This is a genomic window from Gammaproteobacteria bacterium, from assembly GCA_034522055.1.
Classification (GTDB): Bacteria; Pseudomonadota; Gammaproteobacteria; order JAABTG01; family JAABTG01; genus JAABTG01.
In genome coordinates, this window is the sequence record JAXHLS010000002.1 from 3,153,834 (window position 1) to 3,172,708 (window position 18,875).

Sequence of the window (18,875 nt, forward strand, 5' to 3'; positions counted from 1 at the left end):
GTACTATCACAGGAGGCACTATGAATTTCCATTTCCCCTCAACCCGCGTCGTCGGCGCGCGGCACACCGTCCACTCCATACCTGCCCCCACGATGCTGCTCCCCCGCCGCGGCCGCTCCATGGCTTCGCGTCCGCGGTGCCTGTGGCCTCGACCTATGCGAGTCCTGGCAAAGCAGGCCCTGGCCACAGCAGCCTTGGCCACGCTGAGCTTAGGTGCCACGGCCCAGGACGCTCCCCTGGGTAACACCATCTATGTCACCCTTCAGGGCGATGATGCCGTGGTCGAGCTCCCCGCCGGGGACCGCTGGCCGGGGGCCTCAGGGATGGGCCACGTTACCGTATCGCCGGACGGCCGTCTGGTGCTCGCCAGCGCCCGGGACGAAGATCGGATCTACGCTTACGACGCCCGGGCCGATTCCCTCCTGGGCAGGATCGAGGTGGGCAGCAAGCCCTGGGGGGTCAAGATCGGTCCCGACGGAGACATCGCCATCGCCGCCAACTCGGGTGACGGCACTGTGAGCTTCATCGACACCGCTACCCTCGAGGTGGTGGAGACGGTGGCGGTTGGTAAGATGCCCCACGCCGTGGTGTTTTCACCGGAGGGCGACCGGGCTTACGTGACGTTGCAGGAGACTGGTGGGATCGCGGTCATCGACGTGAAGTCGCGACGCAAGGTCGGCGAACTCCCCGCCGGGGCGGGCGCCCGCAATGCCGATATCTCGCCGGATGGCCGCATTCTGTACGTGGCCAACAACGACAGTGGCGACCTCACCGTGATCGATGTGGCCGGGGCGCGTATCACCCACCGCATCGAGCTGGCGCCGCCCCACGGCGGCGTGGACGTGTCGCCGGACGGGCGCTGGGTCTTCGTGACGGGGATCAGCGGCGACACCCTCAACGTCATCGACACTGGGATCGTGAGGCTCGTGGACCAGGTGCCGGTAGGCATGGGCCCCCAGGGGGTGCGGGCGAGCGCCGACGGACGCCGGATCTACGTGGCGACCGGCGGTAACGACAAAGTGACGGTCCTTGACGTGGGCACCATGACTATCGCCGCGGAAGTGGATGCCGGCAAGACACCATTCTGGATCGCCGTCCCCGGCAACCGCTGATTTCTCCATCCGCGACCCTTGCGGGAGATACAATGCGAGCTTGGCGCCAATGGCTGCAAGTCGTTCGAGCGCGAGATGCATGGGCTGGTCACGCAGACCGAACGCAAGGTGCTTGCCGAGGGGGCGAGCGGCTTAATGAGCGTGTCCCCTGCGTCGTCATCCTCGGGCGCAGGCGCTCGCGGGTGGTGCGGCCGAGCGAGACGCCACTTACCCATTTGATGCACAACGCCAAGCATGAGCGAGTAGATAGCACACGCAGCGATTGAGCCAGTCCGGCTCGATGCCTTTGTTGGACGAAGCCGCTTCGCGGCAGAAATGATCAGCGAAGAGTCCTAAGCTCCCTCTTCGAGGGCCTGGGCCTGAAGAGGGCGGTGATACTCGTTGCCCACGACCATGGCGGCGGCGTGGCCCAGGTCTTCGCTTGCAAGTATTGCGATTACATCAAGCGCCTCGTACTCATCGATGCCGTCTGCTTCGACCAGTGGCCAGTCTGCGAGGTGGAGGCCCTGGCGGCCCTGGATGGTGCCTCAGATGAGGTGTTGCAGCAGGCCATGGACCAGGCGGTGGCCAACTTCCCCGCCCTCATGCGCGTGGGCAGCTATGACGGGACCCCCTTCACGGACAAGAACTGCAAACAGAATTACCTGCAGTTCTGGGGCCGCGGGCCGGGCATAACGGGATTCAAATCCCTCATCCGCGTATCCGCCGATCCCAAGCAATCGGATACCGACGTCGACCACGGCAGGCTTACCTGCCCCACCCTGGCGATGTGGGCGGAGAACGACAACTTCATGTCCAAGGAGGGCGGCGTGCGCCTCAAGCAGGCCATCAAGGGACCGGTGCGCCTCCAGTTCATCGAGCGCGAGGGCCACTGGGTGCAGGAAAACCGCCCCGACGTGGTTGCCCACTACATCGATGACTTCATCACCGAGTGAAATTGTGTCGAGATCTGAATACCCCATAGGAAAGCGCTGATTCATTCGGCACTTCCTTAACCCGTGGCCGCGCCGGTCGTTGCGTAACCTGTCAACTGTCCCCAGAACCGTTCCCGCCTACCGGTCCCCGGCCGCACCGAGGCCCGGTCCGTCGGGCGTCTCCGGCACCACCACCACCAGCGCCCCCTCCAACACCTCGAAGCGGGCCGGGGTCTCGGCCACCAGCTCGCCGTCAGCGGAGATGGGCAGGGGGCGCGAGATCCGCAGTTCCAGGGTTCGCCCATGGAGGGTCCGGATGTTGGACAGCTGGCGATGGTACCCGAGGGCGAGCCACGGCAGCTTGAGAACCAGCCGCCAGAAGGGCTCGGGTGACAGGCCGAAGAAGTGGAGGGTCTGGTCGTCGATGCGGGCGTCGCTGAACACCGTGGCCCCGCCGCCGTAGTAGCGGCCGTTGCCCACCGCCAGGTGGATGGCCCGGAAACGCGGCACCCGCTCGCCGTCCACCGTCACCCGGCAGCGGAAGGGCCGGACTTCGCGGTAGGCCCGCAGCAGCGCCAGGGGATAACCCGCGATGCCCAGGTCTCGCTTCATGCTCGCCGACAGGCGCTCCGTGACCTCGGGTCCCAGGCCGATGCTGGCGACATTGGCGAACGGGGTATCGTTGACCCGGCCCAGGTCGATACGGGCCAGCCGGCCAGCCAGGGCCGTCTCCAGAGCCTCATGGGGGTCGAGGGAGAGGCCCAGGGTGCGGGCCAGGTCGTTGGCGGTGCCCAGGGGCAGCACCGCCACCGGCAGTCCGGCCGCCATCAGCTCCGGCAGCAGATGATGGACCGTGCCGTCGCCGCCACCGACCAGGATGCGCCCGGAGGCCCGGGCCAGGCGCCCCCGGTGCGCCTCCAGGGCCGCCGGGAAATCCTCGGGGGCTACGGGGCCGTCGCCCGCCAGGGTCCAGCCGGCGCGGCCGATGGCCTCGACGATGGCATCGGCGTGCTCTTCACCACCGCGGCTGCGGGTATTGAGGACCAGCAGGCAGGTGCGTCCCGTATCCGTATCAGCGCTCATGGCGCACCCCGGCAACCGCGGCACCGGGCCACCACCGGCAGCCCCTCGAAGGGGCCACGGAGGGCGCCATGGCAGGCCCTCTGGCACCCCTGGATGGGACCCCGGGCCGGCACCTCCCCGGCGACCGGCCGGACCCCCTGCGTCCCGGGGGATGCATTCAGGGTACCTCCCGGGCCACGTGTTCCCGCACCTCGGTGACGGTGCTGTCGGGGATCCAGCCCCGCCGGCGGGCGTGGACCGCCATCTCCGCGGTGGAGGCGGCCAACACCAGGTCGACGTCCAACTCGCCCAGGGACTCCTGCATGCGCCTCAGGGCCGCGCTGCGGTCCGCGCTGTGGAGCAGGTCGCGGATATAGATGGCGGCCACCCGCTCGGGGTAGCGCCGCGCGATGGCCGCATAGACCTCCGGGTCGCGCTGGCCGCTGTCCCCCACCAGCACTATCGGCAAGTCCTTAAAGACCTCGAACACGCGCTCCAACACCTCGCGCTTGTGCTGCCGGGCGCGCCGCGGAAAAGGGTGGCGCAGGGAGATACCCCAGTCCCGCAGCTCCAGCACCGGCCCGGCGGGGATTTCGTGGTCGTGGAAGAAGGCCTCCAGCACCGGATAGATGGCCCAGGGGCTGCGAGAGACATAGACGGGGGGATTCTCCTCGTCGCCCTCCCGGCCCCCGTGGAGCCCGCGGTAAAAGGCCGCAACTCCCGGCAGGGGGGCCCGGTCTTCGGCGCCGTGGGTGAACAGCCGCCACAGCATCATCAGCTTGTTGGCGACGCCCGTATGCATCACCGTATCGTCGATATCGCTGACCACCACCCGCCGGGAGGCGGCGGTAGCCATCAGCACCTCCCCTTCACCCCGGGCCGGTGCCGCGGCGGCCGGGGCGACGAGTTCGGCCCGGTAACCCCGCCAGGGGCCATCTTCCCGGGCCGGCGCAACCTCCAGGCAGGCCGCGAAGAAACCATGGGAATCCGCTTCCACCACCTCGCTCGCATCACCGCATTCGACGCGCACCCGGGCGCCCACCACGCGCCGGCTGACCGCCAGCCGCAGGGCGTCCAGCAACCGCTTCCCGAGGTCACGCCGACGGTGCCGACTGGCGGGGGCCGCGACCTCTGCCCCGCGGCCCGTGATCACCTGGCCGCTGACGTATACCCGGCGGCCCGAGCCGAAGCCGCGAAAGGCCCGGACCGCGGTGTTCCCGGGGCGCCCGCTCATGGCGCCGCCGCGACCCCTACCCAGGTCAAAGCCTGCCCCGGCGTCCGAAGAGGGCGAAGACCACCGCCAGCACCAGCCCGACGACGAACAGGATCCAGGCGATGTCGACGGCGGTGCCAGCGATGCCGGAGAAGCCCAGCAGCCCGGCAATGATGGCGATGATGAGAAAAGTCAAGGCCCATCCCAGCATGATAACCTCGTGTGGCTTTGGTTTGAGCGCACCGGTTTGGCGCGCCTGGTGTTCCAAGCCTTGCAGGAACCGCACCAATCGTCCCCGGCGCGCGGTTCCCCCGGCCGTCGCACTTGAGGCAGACTGTAAATTACGGGGCTCGCCCCCCGCCAGGAGACTGTATCATGTCCATCCTCATCGATGCCCGGACCGCCGCCCTCAACACCCTGAGCGAGCAATGCATCAAGGCTGCCCGCTGCTACCGCGAGGCCGCCGGCGCCGCGGAGTCCGAAGGCCTGAGGTCGCGCCTCGAGGCGCTTCATGCCGAGCGCGAGGACTTCGCCGAAACCGTTGACCGGCTCATCGCCCATGAGATGGACACCCTTCCCAAGGCCGTGGACCCCGAGCAGTTGGGTCTCGGGGAGTTGGTGCTCAAGACCGCGGCGATGCTCGCCGACGACACCGCGAGTCGGCTGGTGGCGGGCTGCGTGGACGCCGACCGGGCCATCCTCGACACCCTGGACGACGAGGCGCTGACGGAGGACACCCTGCCGCCCCGCCTCGGCACCTGCCTGGAGGTCATCCGCGGTGCCGTCCGGCGGGCCGTCGAGGACCTCGCCTGAGACCGGCCGCCATCCCACCGCCGGCCTTCGCCGCGGATGACGGTATCAGCAACCCGAACCCGCACGGTTCCGCATCGCCGCAGGGAAGCGCCGAATACTTTAGCGCTTCCTCAACCCAGGCCGCACCGGCAGTGAAATAACCGTCTCCACAACCGACCGGTTTGTGGAAATCAACTATCGCCCGGGTGAAATCCCCCGCCCCCCGCCGCCGGACTCCGACTACACGGCGTCCGCTCGCCACCAGGGCCCGGGCGCGGCGGCTGTCGTGCCATTGGCACCGATCCTGCAGCACCGGAAACCGAAGGAAGCCGCCGGAGCGCGGCGGCAGCCCGATCCCAACAAACCCGAAAGCCAAACTGAAGAGGACCAAACTATGAATATGACCACCTACAAGGCGAGCATGGCGGGCCTGCTGCTGGCGGCGCTCACAGCAGGACCGGCGGCCGCGGAAAAGGCCAAGCCCTATGAGAAGCCCGAGGACACCTGGATCAGCATCAGCGGCACCGTGGACGCGGTCAGCTCCGACACCTTCACCCTCGACTACGGCCAGGGCAATATCACCGTGGAAATGGACGACGGCGACCGTGATGCCGACGCCTACAAGCTGATCAAGGGTGACAAGGTCCGCGTCAGCGGGATGATCGACGACGACCTGTTCGAGACCCGCACCCTTGAGGCCGCCAGCGTCTATGTGGAGAACCTGGACACCTACTTCTACGCCAGCGCCATGGACGAGGAGGACGCCGTAATCACCGTCACCACGCCCATCACCATCACCACGCCGGTGGTGATCTCCGAGACCGTGATCCGGGGCGTGGTCACCGAGACCAGCGACGAGGAATTCGTCATCGATACGGGTCTGCGCGAGGTACGCGTGGAGGTCGAGGAGATGGCCTACAACCCCCTCGACGACGAGGGCTATCAGAAGATCGAGGTCGGCGACCGGGTCAGCGTGACTGGGGACATGGACGACGATTTCCTCGAAGGGCGTGAGCTGGTGGCGGACAGCGTGATCACCCTATCCGACTGAGGCGCCACGATGGTGGGGTCGGCGTAGCGGTTGCAGTTGTTCCCTTCGTGCCAGGCGCCGTCGACGAACTCCGACAGGTCGAAGGGCCGGTTCAGATGCCAGGCCCTCACGATCTTGCGGTGCCTCAATGAGGCCATGAGCTGGAACTCGCACTCCACGTAGGGTTTGGCAAAAAGGTTGCCGATCATGCCCTTCAGGGGGTCATGGCGGGTGCCCAGGATCTGGTTCCAGAACCGCCAGCCATGGAAGTTCGCCGTCAGGTCGGCAAAGGAATAGACGCCGGTGGTCAGGTAACCGAACCTCCCGGCCTCCTGGCGGCTTCCCCATTCCATGACCTCTTCGAGGGTTTCGCCCTCATCCCGGGTGCGTTCGAAATACTCCCAGCCTTCCGCAAAGAAATGCCCCACCTTGTCCAGGCCCATCAGGTGGCCATCGATCCTGACGACATCGCTGAGTTCCTTGACCCTGAGGGAGAAGCCCTCCAGATAGTCCATATCGCCATAGATGGAATCCTGCAGGGACAGGGAAAGACTCTTCCCGGCAAGCAGCTCGCGCAGCTGCAGGTCCAGGTCATAGCCCCGCAGACCCCACCGGGGAATGAAGGAATGAAAGATGGCCTTCCTGAGCTCCGCGTACAGGCGCTCCTGGTCGCAGAACTCACCGGACTCCATGGCGGCGAAATCGTCTTCGCTGACATTGGCATTCGCCACGCCTGCCCGCAGACGTTGGTTGAATATCCCGTTGATGGCCTCCGCGCTGTCATCGAGGGCCACCCTTCTGGGCGTTACGCTGTCGATCTCGGCCCCAGGGGTCGGCGCCGGGGCCATGACGCCAAACGCCCACACCAGAACACCAAGGAGCGGGCGTCGGGGCCGGGCTGATTGCACCGTGTTCCGGCGCGCACCTGTGGATCGCGAATCAAAGAGGGGGCTTGGCATGGGCGGCGTCTGGTCCTGCGGCTACGGTCGGATGGGCGCGCGGGGCTTACCCGCCGGATGGTGCGGTTTTCCCTCCTTGGGGTTGGGGTGGGCCATGATACGACTGCTCGAAGCCCTGGTCCCGGCTGCCGCAGCGCACCCACAGGTCGGCATGATCGAGGTTGCCGCCCCTGCCCATCCGCGCTCCGTCCGCCTCTGCGGCAAATCGGCGTGATACCCAACGACGGCGACCCTTATGGATGCCCCGCCCCGCGGTCAAAGGGGCGCCTGTAACACCCCCGTCTGCGCCGGTCGGATCACCCTTTGCGGCCCGCGTCCCTGAAGGACCTTTGCAGGAAATCGGCGATTTCGTCACCGTGCCCCTCGATGCGGTCGACCGAGTCGTGGTCCGCCTCGGGCACGAGCATCAGTTCGACTCCCGCGTGGGCGCGCGCCCCGTAGATCGCCGTGGCGTCCTGGACCGGAACGCTTCGGTCCGCGGCCCCGTGGGCGAGCAGAACCGGGCAGCGGATGTGGCCGATGGTGTTGATCGGTGCGATGGCCTCGTAGCGAGCCCCGATGGTGCGCTCGACATAGCGCAGCACCAGCCAGGCGATTGGCCGGGGAATGCGATGGAAACGCATCTGACGCCTCATCAACTCTTCCGGGTGGGCGAAGGCAGCGATGCTCACCACCGCCGCCACCTGCGGACGCCGGCTGGCAACCAGCAGCACCGCGGCGGCACCGACGGAGTGTCCGAGCAGAGCGATCCGGCCGGAATCCACCTCAGGCACGCCGGTCAGCCAGTCGAATCCGTGCTCGAGGTCCTCCGCGAAGCGGGGCATGGAGGAGAAGGCGTCGCCATCGCTGCGACCGTGGTTGCGGGCGTCCACCAGCAATGTGGCGTAGCCGCTGCGGTGCAGCAGCCCGGCAAAAGGCAGCATGAGTTCGGCATTGGAGCCCCAACCGTGCATGACCACCACGGCGGGTGCTGGCCGCGACTCACCGGGCGGCGGAATGTACCAGGCGAAGAGTCGGCGGCCGTTGGCGGTCGGGATGGACTCTTCGTGAAACGGCAGGCCGAAATCGGCCGGCGTACCGGACTCCACGATGCGCGGAGCGCGGTAGCCGCGACGGATGAACAGCGACAGCAGGCCATACCCGGCAAGCAGGAGGAATACGAGGGTGAGAACTATGGTCATCGGCAGGCCTATGCCCGAGTTGCGTGCAATTGATTGTTATGGATTTACAAGACCTTTAAACAGGTCTATTATTAAGTCTCATGTCAATTGGCCCAAGGTATCTCCATGACGCATCAAATCCTTACTGACGTGGCTGCCAGCATCTCCGAACTGAAAGCCAACCCCATGAAGGTCGTAGCCAGCGGAGAAGGCATGCCCATTGCTGTTCTTAACAGGAATGAGCCTGCGTTTTATTGTGTCCCCGCCAAAGCCTATGAAGCCATGATGGACCTTATAGAGGATAAAGAGCTGCTGGAAATTGCCAGGAGCCGCATGGCCGAAGAAAGCATAAAGGTCAATCTGGATGGCCTATGAGTTAGCATTTAAGAAAAGTGCCCTGAAAGAATGGAAAAAGCTCGGCCCCCATGTACGGGAACTTTTCGCTAAAAAACTCAAACAGCGGCTTTCCAATCCACATGTTCCTTCCGCAGCAGTTAGCGGAGGAACAAATCTGTACAAAATAAAACTGCGTCAACTTGGATATCGGTTGGTCTATTCGGTATCCGATCCTATCGTCACGGTTACTGTCCTTGCGGTCGGCAAAAGAAATCGAAATGAAGTTTATGATCTGGCTCTTTCACGCGAAAAAGCCGATAAGCCATAGCTAATAAGGATTTCTCCGCTGTGCGCAACATCGCGGGGTGTAGATGGCTGTAAAAATAGTTTCTATACCCTACTCAAAGGCTCCTCGGGACTTGAATCGCCGAGACGATCAATATGAAAAAGCCACGCCGACAAGAATTCAGCCTGTTTTCATACATGGTCGTTGTCGTACTCGGCCTGGGCTGCCGGGCGCCCCTGGCCAGTTCCTTCGCAGGCACGGATTCCGAGGTTGTTCGAGTAATCGACTTCACTGAAAAACCACACGGCAGCGCGGTCGAGTGGCTGCAGGAAAACGGCTACGATTTACGCTTGGACGCAGAATCCCTGAATCCACGTTTTTCCGAAAAGGGACTTGTACTGAGTACCGACGGGCGCACGGCGGGGCTAATGGAGCGAGAGATCGAGCTCAGCGATGTCGGGCAGATTCGAGTAACCTGGGGCGTCGAGGAGTATCCGAAAGGTGCGGACTGGGAAGACGGAGTTTATCGCGTCCCGATTGCAATCATGGTTTCGTTCGGCGACAAGGAGATTGGCAGCGGCAGCATGTTCGTCCCCGACGCGCCATACTTCATCAGCCTGTTCCTGAGTAGAAACGCAGAACCCGACAAGGCCTATACCGCCAATTATTACGAGAAAGGCGGCCGATACTTCTGTCAACCCTGCACTCCACCCGAAGGCAAGACGGTGACGACGGAGTTCGATCTCTACAGTGCTTTTCGAAACCAGTTCGACAAATCCGAAGTGCCGCCGATCACGGGCTTCGGGATCCAGATGAACACTAACGACACACGCGGCGGTGCGCGCGCCTATCTCGAGCGCGTCGAGTTCATTAAGCGCTGAGCGCCTTAATAACCACATCACCCGGACGTAATAGAAGCGTAATAAGCGTAATAGGGGACAGCAGCGGCTTGGCAATGCCGCACATTCTAGCGGGTGGGAATCCCGCCCGGGTAACCGCTAGCCACGGGCCCGGTATCGAGCCTTGCAGTCAGTTCGGTGACGGGCTGGTTGATGCGTAGGTACGACAGCAGGCGAGGTGCAAGGGTAACGGGTGAAGCCGACCTTGAAGGTGTAGTGGGTCAGTTTAAGTGGCCATGAACATGGCCTGTCGCGGTGCGGTGCGAACCGTCGCCCGCATCGAGGATCCGGAGGTCATCAAGAAGGTCCTGATTCACCTAAATGCGAAGGGGGTTGAGTCAGAAGCCACTTGGCGGCCGCCGAGCCGAGCACCGCCGCGGCGTGGGCTGTTCGACGAGATGGGGTGACCCCACTACGACTTCGTTTGGGCTGTGCCGTCAGCGGCACGGCCATGGCGGCGGCTGGCCGGGAAACAGGCGCGGAGGGGGAAAGCGCGCCGGGGAGGCCGTCGTTGGGGCGAATTCGGGGCCGTGATGCTGATCTGCACGCTCATGGGCGAACCGGCGTTGCCGGCCGACGGCAGATCCCCGGGTCGGTCGGCGAGACTGCGTGCTGCGAGCTACCGAAAATGTGGTTTATAGTGGCAATACGTTTGCGCGTTTATACGCATAAGCGTAAATCGTGAACCGAAAATCATCTCGGAGAACACAGATGAGCAACGTTCGATGGTCCATCGTCGTGCGCGAAGACGTGGACAAGGCCCTGCGGGTTTACCTGGGCCGGCGTGGTACGAAAAAGGGTGATCTGTCCCAGTTTGTCGAAGAGGCGGTCCAGGCACGCCTGTTCGAACTGACGGTGCAGGACGTCAAGCAGCGCAACCGCTACTACTCGCAAGATGAGATCATGGAGGCGATCGACGAAGCGCTGGCCAACGGCTAACAGCCTTGCGGGTCGTTCTTGACACCGGAATCCTGCTCGCCGCGTTGATCAAATCTGGCACGCCGCCCGACTTGATCTATCGGGCTTGGCGCAAGAAGGCCTTCGAACTGATCACCTCCGAGTGGCAGCTTGAAGAGCTCCGCCGGGTTTCCCGCTATCCGCAACTGCGCAAGTACCTCAAACCCGCCGAGGCGGGCACGCTGGTGAACGGACTGCGCCGCCAGACAACCGTACTGCAAGAGCTACCGATGGTGGAGTTGTCGCCAGATCCTGACGACAACCCGATACTGGCCACCGCAATTGCAGGTCAGGCCGACTACCTGGTGACCGGCGATAAACGCGATCTGCTGTCCCTCGGAAAGGTGGAGACGGTTCAGATCATCGCGGCTCGGGCCCTCACGGAGCTGCTCGGCCTTTCCACCACCGATTGATTATTCCCCGACCGGTTTCCGGCTGAACCGCGCCTCGGCGTCGATCGCCGGCCGCAAACCGCGACATGCCTTGATGCCGTTTTCGCTACTACGGACCCTGCGGCCTGCGCACGATACGCCGCATGGACCGCGCACAATCCAAATCCGACCTCCGCCACGCCAAAGTGCTCGCAGCGTTTGTCGGCCTCTTGCTCCTCGGCAACACAGCCCTCGCTGATCCCGACGCCGAGCGCGAAGCCCTCGCGCGTCTGATCCACGAGTTCGAAGCCCTCAAGCCCCTCATCGCGACGGCTGACTCCCAGTCCAGCCCCGACGCCCGCATCCGCTTTCGCTACGACTGGCTCCGCCAGGACCTCGAGCGGATCCGCACTGGCATCCGGGAACACATCAACGTACCCCGCAACGAGCCGCGGACGTTTCCGCCGCTGCGCGGCGATTACCGCCAGTGACGCCCGCACAGAACGCCGCGTTCCAGGCCGGGTCGGGTGTCACTCCGGGAACGTTGCTGACGACCATCGCGAGCGTGGTGCTGGTCCTGGTCTTCGTCTGGGTGATGTGGGTGACCGTGGGGACCTTTCGGGCCTGGCAGGACGGTCAGGTCGCGCTGTTCGATCTGGTGTGGGCGACGCTGCGGGCCAGCATCGTGCTGCTCGTGCTTGGTTTCTATCTGCGGTGACGGGGTGACCGGAACCGATTCGGTCCGGGTGCGACGCCCGGGATGTGGTGATCAGGGATCTGCCCTGCAAATTCGGAGAAATGATGATGTTCGCACAAGGGAAGAAGAGGACGGTGGCCCTGTTGGGCCTCCTGGGTCTCGCCGCCAATGCTCCGGTGTGGGCGGCGCTGCCGACCCCGGTCGCGCCGAGCACCGCGCCGGCGGCCGGCGACTGGATCGGGCTGATCCAGGGCTACATCAAGGACGGCGGCCTGGTGCTGGGTCTCGCGATCGCGGTACTGGGCTTCCTCTGGGTGGCGTACCTGGCGTTCGCGAAGTTCAACGAGGCGCGCCAGGGCAAGGCGGAGTGGGCCGAGGTCGGCGTGCTCGGCATCGTCGGGGCGGTGGTGCTGATCTTCGCGAGCTTCCTGCTCACCGAAGCGGCCGGCGTCATCTGATCCGGCATGGCGGATCGTCACGACATGACAAGCACTCCCTGTTCACCAGCTGGCTGCTGCGGCACCGTGATAGCGCGCATCTGCTGCGTTGCGCTCGGTTTTTCTCCTCGACGTAGTGCCAACTATGCCTTCGTCGAAAATCCTTCGCGCGCCTTGCAGCTGCACACGCTCACGTCGCCTCGCGACGCAAGCCAATGAACAAGGAGTGCTTAGCCGATCGGCTGAATGCCGAGCCCGCGATCTTAAAGGGCTGCTCGTCGAGCGAACTGGGCGTCATCGTGGGCGTTTCGCTACTGCTGTGGCTGCCCGCCAGTCTGATCATGGCGGGGCTCGCGGGTGCGGTCACGATGGGTTTCGGCATCGCGGGCGTCGGTATCGTCGCCACCGTGCTGCTGATGGCGAGTCTGTTCCAGCGCCTGAAGAGGAACCGCCCGGACGGCTACTACCAGCAGCGCGTCGTGCTCTGGCTCGACGATAGAGGCTTGCGGCGCATGCCCTTCGTCCGTCGAAGCGGCGCGTGGGACATCGGCAGGAAGGCACATGCGACGTTACCGGTACGAGATCGATAACGTCCGCGCTCACCTGCGCTCGCTGTGGGCCGTGATCGCCATCCAGGTGATCATTATCGCCGCGCTCTGGTTCGGCTGGAGCCGGGCGCCCGAGCAGATGACCGTGCACATCCCGCCCGATCTGCGCTCGGGGGCGGTGCTGGCCGTGGAAGAGGTATCGCCACCCAACGTGTATGCGTTCGCCTTCTACATCTTTCAGCAGCTCAACCGCTGGCCGGAAGACGGTGCCACGGACTATGGCCGCGCCATCTTCCGTGTCTCGCCTTACCTCACGCCCCGTTATCGCGCGATGCTCACCGTCGAGCTCGAGCAGAAGGGCCGCCAGGGTGAACTCGCCTACCGGGTGCGGGGTGTCCAGGAGATCCCCGGCCACGGTTACGAGGAACGACGCGTCGACCTGCTTAACGAGGAGGCCTGGATCGTCTGGCTGGACCTCGATCTCCTGGAGTCGGTGAAGGGCATGACCGTCAAGCGCACCGCGATCCGTTACCCGCTGCGCGTGGTGCGTTACGCGGTCGATCCCGAGGCCAACCCCTGGGGATTGGCACTGGACGGATTCGGCGCCGAGGGGCCGCGGCGGCTCACCGATGCCGAGTTCGAGGACCACGGAGGTAGCGATGGTGGCCCATAGCGCGTTTGGAGTCGCAACGCCCGAGTGGCAGTGGTGGATGTCCGCCCTGCTCGCTGTAATCCTCCTGCTGCAGGCAGCGGGCGTCAACGCGGCGCCCGATGCGCCGGAGCGCATCGCCTGGCGCAAAACACCCATTGCCGTGGAGCTCGCCGTCGGTGCCGAACGGCTCGTCCATTTTCCGCAAGGCGTCAAGGTTGGCGTGCCACCGCAGATCCAGGGGGCGCTGCGCGTGCAGAGCATCGACGGCACGCTCTACCTGCTGGCCAACCAGCCCTTCGCCGCCACCCGCGTGATCGTGCGGGGGCTGGACAACGGACCGATCTACCTGCTCGACCTGTCCGCGGAGACCGAAGGCGGCGGAAACAGCCCCATTGAGATCTACCTGCCAGACGAGGAGCCCGCGAACGGCTCGGCCTCGACGAAGGCCTCGGTTCCGCCGCAATACGGCTACGTGACGCTGACCCGCTTCGCCGCCCAACAGATGTATGCCCCGGCACGACTGCTCCGGGACCTTCCCGGCCTCAATCGGGTGCCCGTCAAGCGGGAGCCGGTGGCGTTGGTGCGCGGCGGCGCCGTCGAGGCCTTACCCCTCATCGCCTGGCGCGCGGGCGATCTCCATGTCACCGCCGCCACCCTCACGAATAAGACCCACCAGCCACAGATCCTGGATCCGCGGGCCCTGCGGGGCCACTGGCTCACCGCGACCTTCCAGCACAACCGGCTGCACGAGGCCGGCAGCGAGGCCGATCGCACGGTGGTGTACCTGATCTCAGATCGGCCCTTCGCGGCCTCGCTGCGGTAATCGACCATGCCTGCCGCCACCGCCAATCGCCTGTTGCCCCTCCTCGGCGGCGCCGTCGTACTGATGCTGGTCTTCGTGACGCTGAAATCCTGCTCCCAGGACGAGGACGGTGGCGTCGTGCTGGACCGCGTGCCGACGGCGCCAGCCCCGGATGCGGACACGCCGGCCGACACCATCAAGACCCTCACGGCCAACGTGGCCGCCATGACCACGGAGGTCGAGGCACTGCGCCGCGAGAATGCGACCCTGGCCAGGGAGAATCAGACCCTCGTCGCCCATCGCACCCAGATCGAGGAGAACGTCGCCACGCGCCTGCGCCGGGAGCTCCTGTCCCGCGAGCGCGACGCGGAGAACCAGGGCCGCATCGATTCCGGCGTGCTCGCCTCGCTGACCGATCGGGTCGACCGGCTGGCGGCGTCCGTGGCCCGGGTGGGGCCGGGCAGCGGTGCCGACATCCCGGTGGGACTCGGTCTCGACGGCCTCGGGGGCGCGCAAGGGCCGGCGCCCGGCCTCATCTGGGTAGAACCGCTCGATGCGCCGGCCGCGACCGCAACAAAGTCCGGGCTGCTGGATCGGGCCGGGCAGACGGCGGGCGGCTATCTCGACGGTGCCCGGACGCGCACCGCGCAGGCGGTGACCGACGCGCGAGACCGAGTGGACGCGCGGAAGAGCCGACCTGCCTACACGGTCCCCCGCAACGCCACGCTCATGGGCTCGACGGCCATGACCGCACTGGTGGGCCGGATCCCGATCCAGGGCCAGGTCCGCGATCCGATGCCGTTCAAGGTGATCACCGGCAGCGACAACCTGGCCGCCAACGGCCTGACGGTGCCTGGCGTGCAAGGCATGGTCTGGAGCGGTACCGCGGTCGGCGACTGGACGCTGTCCTGCGTCACCGGTCGGCTCGAGTCCGTCACCTTCGTGTTCGACGACGGCACCATCCGCACGATCTCGAGCGACGATCGCAGCGGCCAGGTGAGCGGGCGGGCGAGTGGCCAGGGCGGACGCAACGAACCCCTCGGCTGGATCTCGGATCCCCAGGGGATCCCGTGCATCAGCGGTGAGCGCAAGACCAACGCCGCGTCGTTTCTGACCCAGCGGATCGGCGTGCAGGCCATCCAGGCCGCGGCCGACGCGGCAGCCGCCGCCGAGACGACCTCGGTGATCAGTGACCTCGGCAGCGTGACCGACAGCGTCACCGGCGATGTCGGGACCTACATGCTCGGCAAGACCGTGGCCGGCGGCAGCGAGGAAGTGGCCAAGTGGCTGCTCGAACGCCAGTCCCAGAGCTTCGATGCCGTGTTCGTGCCGGCTGGCACGGGAGTCGCCATTCACGTCGATCGCGAACTCGCCATCGACTTCCATACCGAAGGCAGGAAACTCAATCATGCACGCTCGACTGCGACCGATCGTCACCATCGTCTGGATTAGCCTCGCGCCTATGCTGCTATTGGGCGGGTGCGCCGGCACCAAGGAGTCCGTGCTGCCGCAGGACGGTCCGTCGATGAAGGCGATCTACGACGGGCACCTCACGGGCATGGGCGCCGATGGTCCACTGGCCGTCCGTCGGGAGCTGGGCACGCGGCCCCTGGGTGATGACGATGTCGACCTGGCCGGGTACTCGCGCACCGCCCACACCGAGCTCGAGACCCTCTTCCCGCGGCTGCCCAACCCGACCCTGGTGATGTACGTATTCCCCCACCTCGCCGGTGCCGAGCGGGTGCCGGTGCCGGGCTATGCCACGACCTTCACCCTCTACGAGCGGGTCGAGTACGCACTGCCGGGCGAAGTCCCGAGCGGGCAGCGTTGAGGATGCCCAAGTTCTCCCTGACCGCGCCGCGCACGGTTTCGACGGCCGATTCGAGCAGGGCCGCGACCGCGGCACGTCCCCTGACGACGCGTGAGGTGAAGGCCCTGTACGCCCGCCCGCCGTCCTTCACCGACTTCCTGCCCTGGGTCGAGTACCTGCCGGAGAGCCGCTGCTTCCTGCTCGAGGATGGCGTGAGCGTCGGCGCGCTCTTCGAGCTGACGCCCGCAGGTACCGAGGCGCGCACGCCGGGCTTCATGGCGGAGCTGCGCGACGCGATCCAGACCGCGATCACCGACGCGATCCCGGAGCTCATTGACGCGCCCTGGATCCTCCAGCTCTATGTGCAGGACGAGCCGAGCCTGTCGGAGCTGCTGCACGAGATCGAGGCCTACCTGCCGCCGGGCGCGCGCGAGAGTGCGTACACCCGCCATTACATTGAAGTGCTGAAGGCCCATTGCGCCCACATCAGCCGCCCGGGTGGCCTGTTCGAGGATTCGGCCCTCACCGGCACCGTCTGGCGTGGCCAGGTGCGGCGCGTGCGGGCGGTGCTCTATCGGCGACTGAACCCCCGCGGCCGTAGCCTCAGCGCGCTCGAAGTGGAGGCCGAGCTCAACGACGTCGCCACCAAGTGGACGGCGGCCCTCGCCGCGGCCGGGATCCGCTGCCGGCGCGGCTCGGGGGCAGATCTCTACCGCTGGCTGCTGCCCTGGTTCAACCCGCGCCCGGAGTGCGCTGAAGGCGCGGTGGAGCAGCTGCTGGCTGCCGCCCCGTACCCCGGCGATGAAGATCTGCCGTTCGGCGCGGATCTCGGGGAGCTGCTGACCCTCTCTTGTCCTAAGTCCGACAACGACACGGCCACCTGGTGGTTCGATGGGTTGCCCCACACCCTCGTCACGGTGCAGGGACTCCGGCGGGCGCCCGACATCGGCCACATGACCGCGGAACGCCCGTCGGGGGATCACGTGTTCTCCCTGTTCGATCGCATGCCTGAGCACACCGTGATGGTGCTCACCCTCACCGTGAAGCCCCAGGATGTGGTGCGTAACCACATCGGGTTGGTCAAGCGCGCCGCGGTGGGCGATTCGGCGGAAGCCGAGTTGACGCGGGAGGACGCCGCCGCGGTGGAGCGTGAAATGGCGACCGGCAACAAGCTCTATCCCCTGCAGTTGGCGTTCTACGTCCGCGGCGAGGATCTCCCGGCGCTGCGCACCCACGTCAACCAGATCAATGCCCTGCTGCTGCCCAACGGCCTCCAGCCCATCGCCCAGGAGGCGGATCTGCTGGCACTCGACAGCTATCTGCGCAATCTGCCCATGGCCTACGATGCCCGACTCGACCGGATCAGTCGCCGCTCACGCCTGGTCTTCTCCAGGCACATCGCGAACCTGCTGCCCCTCTATGGCCGCTCGCGCGGCACCGGTCATCCGGGGCTCGTGTTCTTCAACCGGGGCGCCGAGCCCCTGGTGTTCGACCCCTTACACCGCGCGGACCGCAAGAAGAACGCGCACATGCTGATCCTGGGACCCACCGGGGCCGGCAAGTCCGCCTTGCTCGTCTACCTGCTGCAGCAGATGGCGGCGGTGCACCGCCCGCGGATCTTCATCATCGAGGCCGGGGGCTCGTTTTCCCTCCTGGGTCAGCACTTTGCGAGCCAGGGGCTCACGGTCAATCAGGTCACGCTGAACCCGGGCACGGACGTGAGCCTGCCGCCGTTCGCGGACGCGCTGCGTCTTTTCTACACGGATCGGCGTGTGAAACGCGTTACCGATCCCGAGGCGCTCGACGTGCCGGACGAAGACGACGACGGTGACGATGCCGAAGGCCCGGGCCGCGACATCCTCGGTGAAATGGAGATCGCCGCGCGCATCATGATCACCGGCGGCGATGAACGCGAAGACGCCCGCATGACTCGCGCCGATCGTCTGCTGATCCGCAATGCCATCCTGTTATCAGCCAAGACCGTGGCCGCCGAAGGGCGCGACCAGGTCCTCACGCGGGACGTCGTCGCGGCGCTGACCCGCATCGGGCGCGATCCAGGCCTGCCGGAGCATCGGCGCAACCGGGCGCTGGAGATGGGCGACGGCATGGCGCTCTTCTGCTCGGGCCTCGCCGGCCACTTCTTCGACCGGCCCGGCAAGCCCTGGCCGGCGGCGGATGTCACCATACTCGAGATGGGCATGCTCGCCCGCGAAGGTTACGAGGACCAACTCACCGTGGCCTACATCTCCATGATGAGTCATATCAATGATCTGGTCGAACGCCACCAGAGCGACGCGCGACCCACCCTCGTCGTCACCGACGAGGGGCACATCATCACCACGAATCCCTTGCTCGCACGCTACGTCGTCAAGATCACCAAGATGTGGCGCAAGCTCGGCGCCTGGTTCTGGATCGCGACACAGAACCTCGAGGACTTCCCCGACGCCAGTCGCCGGATGCTCAACATGATGGAGTGGTGGCTGTGCCTCGTCATGCCCAAGGAGGAGGTCGAGCAGATCGCGCGGTTCAAGGATCTGAACGACGAGCAGCGCAGCCTCCTGCTGTCGGCCCGCAAGGAGCCCGGCAAGTACGTCGAGGGCGTCGTGCTGGCCGACAACCTGGAGGCCCTGTTCCGCAACGTGCCACCACCGCTGTCGCTGGCGCTCGCCATGACCGAGAAGCACGAGAAGGCCGAGCGGGCCGAGATCATGCGCGAGCGCCGCTGCACCGAACTCGAGGCAGTCCATGTCGTGGCGGAGCGGATCGCGGCGCAACGCGGTGGCTGAGATCCGTGCCGTGGCCCAGAAACCAGACACCGTGCCGCATGGGTTTTCCCTT

22 protein-coding genes and 1 pseudogene are annotated in these 18,875 nt (G+C 65.7%); 18 read left to right on the forward strand and 5 right to left on the reverse strand.

Going from position 1 to position 18,875, the window contains the following annotated elements:
• The first annotated feature begins 155 nt into the window (after positions 1 to 155).
• Positions 156 to 1,112 (forward strand): cytochrome D1 domain-containing protein, encoded by a 957-nt coding sequence (locus U5S82_15280; protein MDZ7752974.1) that lies wholly within the window; start codon positions 156 to 158, stop codon positions 1,110 to 1,112.
• Between the two features lie 338 nt (positions 1,113 to 1,450).
• A pseudogene (locus tag U5S82_15285) lies at positions 1,451 to 2,047 on the forward strand (alpha/beta hydrolase).
• A gap of 117 nt (positions 2,048 to 2,164) precedes the next feature.
• On the opposite strand, the gene U5S82_15290 reads toward U5S82_15285, so the two are convergent.
• The 3 genes from U5S82_15290 to U5S82_15300 form a co-directional block, all read right to left on the reverse strand.
• Positions 2,165 to 3,109, reverse strand: a complete 945-nt coding sequence (locus U5S82_15290) for a lipid kinase (protein ID MDZ7752975.1) — start codon at positions 3,107 to 3,109, stop codon at positions 2,165 to 2,167.
• 157 nt (positions 3,110 to 3,266) lie between these two features.
• Positions 3,267 to 4,322 (reverse strand): phosphatase domain-containing protein, encoded by a 1,056-nt coding sequence (locus U5S82_15295; protein MDZ7752976.1) that lies wholly within the window; start codon positions 4,320 to 4,322, stop codon positions 3,267 to 3,269.
• 25 nt (positions 4,323 to 4,347) lie between these two features.
• Positions 4,348 to 4,512 carry a DUF1328 domain-containing protein gene (locus tag U5S82_15300; GenBank protein MDZ7752977.1) on the reverse strand — a complete coding sequence of 55 codons (165 nt, stop codon included), beginning with the start codon at positions 4,510 to 4,512 and terminating at the stop codon, positions 4,348 to 4,350.
• Positions 4,513 to 4,676: 164 nt separating this feature from the next.
• On the opposite strand from U5S82_15300, the gene U5S82_15305 reads away from it, so the two are divergent.
• Positions 4,677 to 5,114: a hypothetical protein gene (locus tag U5S82_15305; protein MDZ7752978.1), complete on the forward strand. Its 438-nt coding sequence runs from the start codon at positions 4,677 to 4,679 to the stop codon at positions 5,112 to 5,114.
• A 373-nt stretch (positions 5,115 to 5,487) separates the two neighbouring features.
• Positions 5,488 to 6,144 carry a hypothetical protein gene (locus tag U5S82_15310; GenBank protein ID MDZ7752979.1) on the forward strand — a complete coding sequence of 219 codons (657 nt, stop codon included), beginning with the start codon at positions 5,488 to 5,490 and terminating at the stop codon, positions 6,142 to 6,144.
• Here U5S82_15310 and U5S82_15315 read toward each other — a convergent pair.
• Positions 6,036 to 6,971, reverse strand: coding sequence for a hypothetical protein (locus U5S82_15315; protein MDZ7752980.1), 936 nt, complete (start codon positions 6,969 to 6,971; stop codon positions 6,036 to 6,038). The two genes, U5S82_15310 and U5S82_15315, sit on opposite strands and share 109 nt — an antisense overlap.
• Positions 6,972 to 7,378: 407 nt before the next feature.
• Positions 7,379 to 8,263, reverse strand: coding sequence for an alpha/beta fold hydrolase (locus U5S82_15320; protein ID MDZ7752981.1), 885 nt, complete (start codon positions 8,261 to 8,263; stop codon positions 7,379 to 7,381).
• Positions 8,264 to 8,368: 105 nt separating this feature from the next.
• On the opposite strand from U5S82_15320, the gene U5S82_15325 reads away from it, so the two are divergent.
• The 14 genes from U5S82_15325 to U5S82_15390 all read left to right on the forward strand — a co-directional run bounded on the left by U5S82_15325 (position 8,369) and on the right by U5S82_15390 (position 18,823).
• Positions 8,369 to 8,617, forward strand: coding sequence for a type II toxin-antitoxin system Phd/YefM family antitoxin (locus U5S82_15325; protein ID MDZ7752982.1), 249 nt, complete (start codon positions 8,369 to 8,371; stop codon positions 8,615 to 8,617).
• A complete protein-coding gene (locus tag U5S82_15330) occupies positions 8,607 to 8,906 on the forward strand; it encodes a type II toxin-antitoxin system RelE/ParE family toxin (GenBank protein MDZ7752983.1) in 300 nt (99 codons plus the stop codon). Before U5S82_15325 ends, U5S82_15330 begins: the two co-directional genes overlap by 11 nt.
• 113 nt (positions 8,907 to 9,019) lie before the next feature.
• Complete coding sequence (locus tag U5S82_15335; protein ID MDZ7752984.1) at positions 9,020 to 9,745, forward strand: hypothetical protein; 726 nt, start codon at positions 9,020 to 9,022, stop codon at positions 9,743 to 9,745.
• Between the two features lie 729 nt (positions 9,746 to 10,474).
• A complete protein-coding gene (locus U5S82_15340) occupies positions 10,475 to 10,702 on the forward strand; it encodes a ribbon-helix-helix domain-containing protein (GenBank protein MDZ7752985.1) in 228 nt (75 codons plus the stop codon).
• Between the two features lie 5 nt (positions 10,703 to 10,707).
• On the forward strand, positions 10,708 to 11,133 hold the full coding sequence (locus U5S82_15345) for a putative toxin-antitoxin system toxin component, PIN family (protein ID MDZ7752986.1): 426 nt from the start codon (positions 10,708 to 10,710) through the stop codon (positions 11,131 to 11,133).
• A 122-nt stretch (positions 11,134 to 11,255) separates the two neighbouring features.
• Entirely contained in the window at positions 11,256 to 11,582 is a 327-nt protein-coding gene (locus U5S82_15350) for an RAQPRD family integrative conjugative element protein (protein MDZ7752987.1), read from the forward strand.
• On the forward strand, positions 11,579 to 11,809 hold the full coding sequence (locus tag U5S82_15355; protein ID MDZ7752988.1) for a TIGR03758 family integrating conjugative element protein: 231 nt from the start codon (positions 11,579 to 11,581) through the stop codon (positions 11,807 to 11,809). The genes U5S82_15350 and U5S82_15355 overlap by 4 nt, the downstream gene beginning before the upstream one ends.
• A gap of 80 nt (positions 11,810 to 11,889) precedes the next feature.
• The gene (locus U5S82_15360) at positions 11,890 to 12,246 is read left to right on the forward strand and encodes a TIGR03745 family integrating conjugative element membrane protein (protein MDZ7752989.1); all 357 of its coding nucleotides are present in this window, start codon (positions 11,890 to 11,892) and stop codon (positions 12,244 to 12,246) included.
• A 194-nt stretch (positions 12,247 to 12,440) separates the two neighbouring features.
• Positions 12,441 to 12,815 carry a TIGR03750 family conjugal transfer protein gene (locus U5S82_15365; GenBank protein ID MDZ7752990.1) on the forward strand — a complete coding sequence of 125 codons (375 nt, stop codon included), beginning with the start codon at positions 12,441 to 12,443 and terminating at the stop codon, positions 12,813 to 12,815.
• Positions 12,787 to 13,446 carry a TIGR03746 family integrating conjugative element protein gene (locus U5S82_15370; GenBank protein ID MDZ7752991.1) on the forward strand — a complete coding sequence of 220 codons (660 nt, stop codon included), beginning with the start codon at positions 12,787 to 12,789 and terminating at the stop codon, positions 13,444 to 13,446. The genes U5S82_15365 and U5S82_15370 overlap by 29 nt, the downstream gene beginning before the upstream one ends.
• Positions 13,447 to 13,483: 37 nt before the next feature.
• A complete protein-coding gene (locus U5S82_15375) occupies positions 13,484 to 14,248 on the forward strand; it encodes a TIGR03749 family integrating conjugative element protein (GenBank protein ID MDZ7752992.1) in 765 nt (254 codons plus the stop codon).
• A 6-nt stretch (positions 14,249 to 14,254) separates the two neighbouring features.
• On the forward strand, positions 14,255 to 15,679 hold the full coding sequence (locus U5S82_15380; protein ID MDZ7752993.1) for a TIGR03752 family integrating conjugative element protein: 1,425 nt from the start codon (positions 14,255 to 14,257) through the stop codon (positions 15,677 to 15,679).
• A complete protein-coding gene (locus tag U5S82_15385) occupies positions 15,636 to 16,058 on the forward strand; it encodes a TIGR03751 family conjugal transfer lipoprotein (protein MDZ7752994.1) in 423 nt (140 codons plus the stop codon). The genes U5S82_15380 and U5S82_15385 overlap by 44 nt, the downstream gene beginning before the upstream one ends.
• A 2-nt stretch (positions 16,059 to 16,060) precedes the next feature.
• Entirely contained in the window at positions 16,061 to 18,823 is a 2,763-nt protein-coding gene (locus U5S82_15390; protein ID MDZ7752995.1) for a conjugative transfer ATPase, read from the forward strand.
• The last annotated feature ends 52 nt before the right edge of the window (positions 18,824 to 18,875 follow it).

Coding starts and splice junctions, on each gene's coding strand:
- U5S82_15365 (MDZ7752990.1), top strand. CDS start 12,441: ATGAACAAGGAGTGCTTAGCCGATCGGCTGAATGCCGAGCCCGCGATC.
- U5S82_15360 (MDZ7752989.1), top strand. CDS start 11,890: ATGATGATGTTCGCACAAGGGAAGAAGAGGACGGTGGCCCTGTTGGGC.
- U5S82_15280 (MDZ7752974.1), top strand. CDS start 156: ATGCGAGTCCTGGCAAAGCAGGCCCTGGCCACAGCAGCCTTGGCCACG.
- U5S82_15385 (MDZ7752994.1), top strand. CDS start 15,636: ATGCACGCTCGACTGCGACCGATCGTCACCATCGTCTGGATTAGCCTC.
- U5S82_15295 (MDZ7752976.1), bottom strand. CDS start 4,322: ATGAGCGGGCGCCCCGGGAACACCGCGGTCCGGGCCTTTCGCGGCTTC.
- U5S82_15370 (MDZ7752991.1), top strand. CDS start 12,787: ATGCGACGTTACCGGTACGAGATCGATAACGTCCGCGCTCACCTGCGC.
- U5S82_15310 (MDZ7752979.1), top strand. CDS start 5,488: ATGAATATGACCACCTACAAGGCGAGCATGGCGGGCCTGCTGCTGGCG.
- U5S82_15375 (MDZ7752992.1), top strand. CDS start 13,484: ATGTCCGCCCTGCTCGCTGTAATCCTCCTGCTGCAGGCAGCGGGCGTC.
- U5S82_15315 (MDZ7752980.1), bottom strand. CDS start 6,971: ATGGCCCCGGCGCCGACCCCTGGGGCCGAGATCGACAGCGTAACGCCC.
- U5S82_15380 (MDZ7752993.1), top strand. CDS start 14,255: ATGCCTGCCGCCACCGCCAATCGCCTGTTGCCCCTCCTCGGCGGCGCC.
- U5S82_15390 (MDZ7752995.1), top strand. CDS start 16,061: ATGCCCAAGTTCTCCCTGACCGCGCCGCGCACGGTTTCGACGGCCGAT.
- U5S82_15350 (MDZ7752987.1), top strand. CDS start 11,256: ATGGACCGCGCACAATCCAAATCCGACCTCCGCCACGCCAAAGTGCTC.
- U5S82_15340 (MDZ7752985.1), top strand. CDS start 10,475: ATGAGCAACGTTCGATGGTCCATCGTCGTGCGCGAAGACGTGGACAAG.
- U5S82_15320 (MDZ7752981.1), bottom strand. CDS start 8,263: ATGACCATAGTTCTCACCCTCGTATTCCTCCTGCTTGCCGGGTATGGC.
- U5S82_15325 (MDZ7752982.1), top strand. CDS start 8,369: ATGACGCATCAAATCCTTACTGACGTGGCTGCCAGCATCTCCGAACTG.
- U5S82_15300 (MDZ7752977.1), bottom strand. CDS start 4,512: ATGCTGGGATGGGCCTTGACTTTTCTCATCATCGCCATCATTGCCGGG.
- U5S82_15290 (MDZ7752975.1), bottom strand. CDS start 3,109: ATGAGCGCTGATACGGATACGGGACGCACCTGCCTGCTGGTCCTCAAT.
- U5S82_15330 (MDZ7752983.1), top strand. CDS start 8,607: ATGGCCTATGAGTTAGCATTTAAGAAAAGTGCCCTGAAAGAATGGAAA.
- U5S82_15305 (MDZ7752978.1), top strand. CDS start 4,677: ATGTCCATCCTCATCGATGCCCGGACCGCCGCCCTCAACACCCTGAGC.
- U5S82_15335 (MDZ7752984.1), top strand. CDS start 9,020: ATGAAAAAGCCACGCCGACAAGAATTCAGCCTGTTTTCATACATGGTC.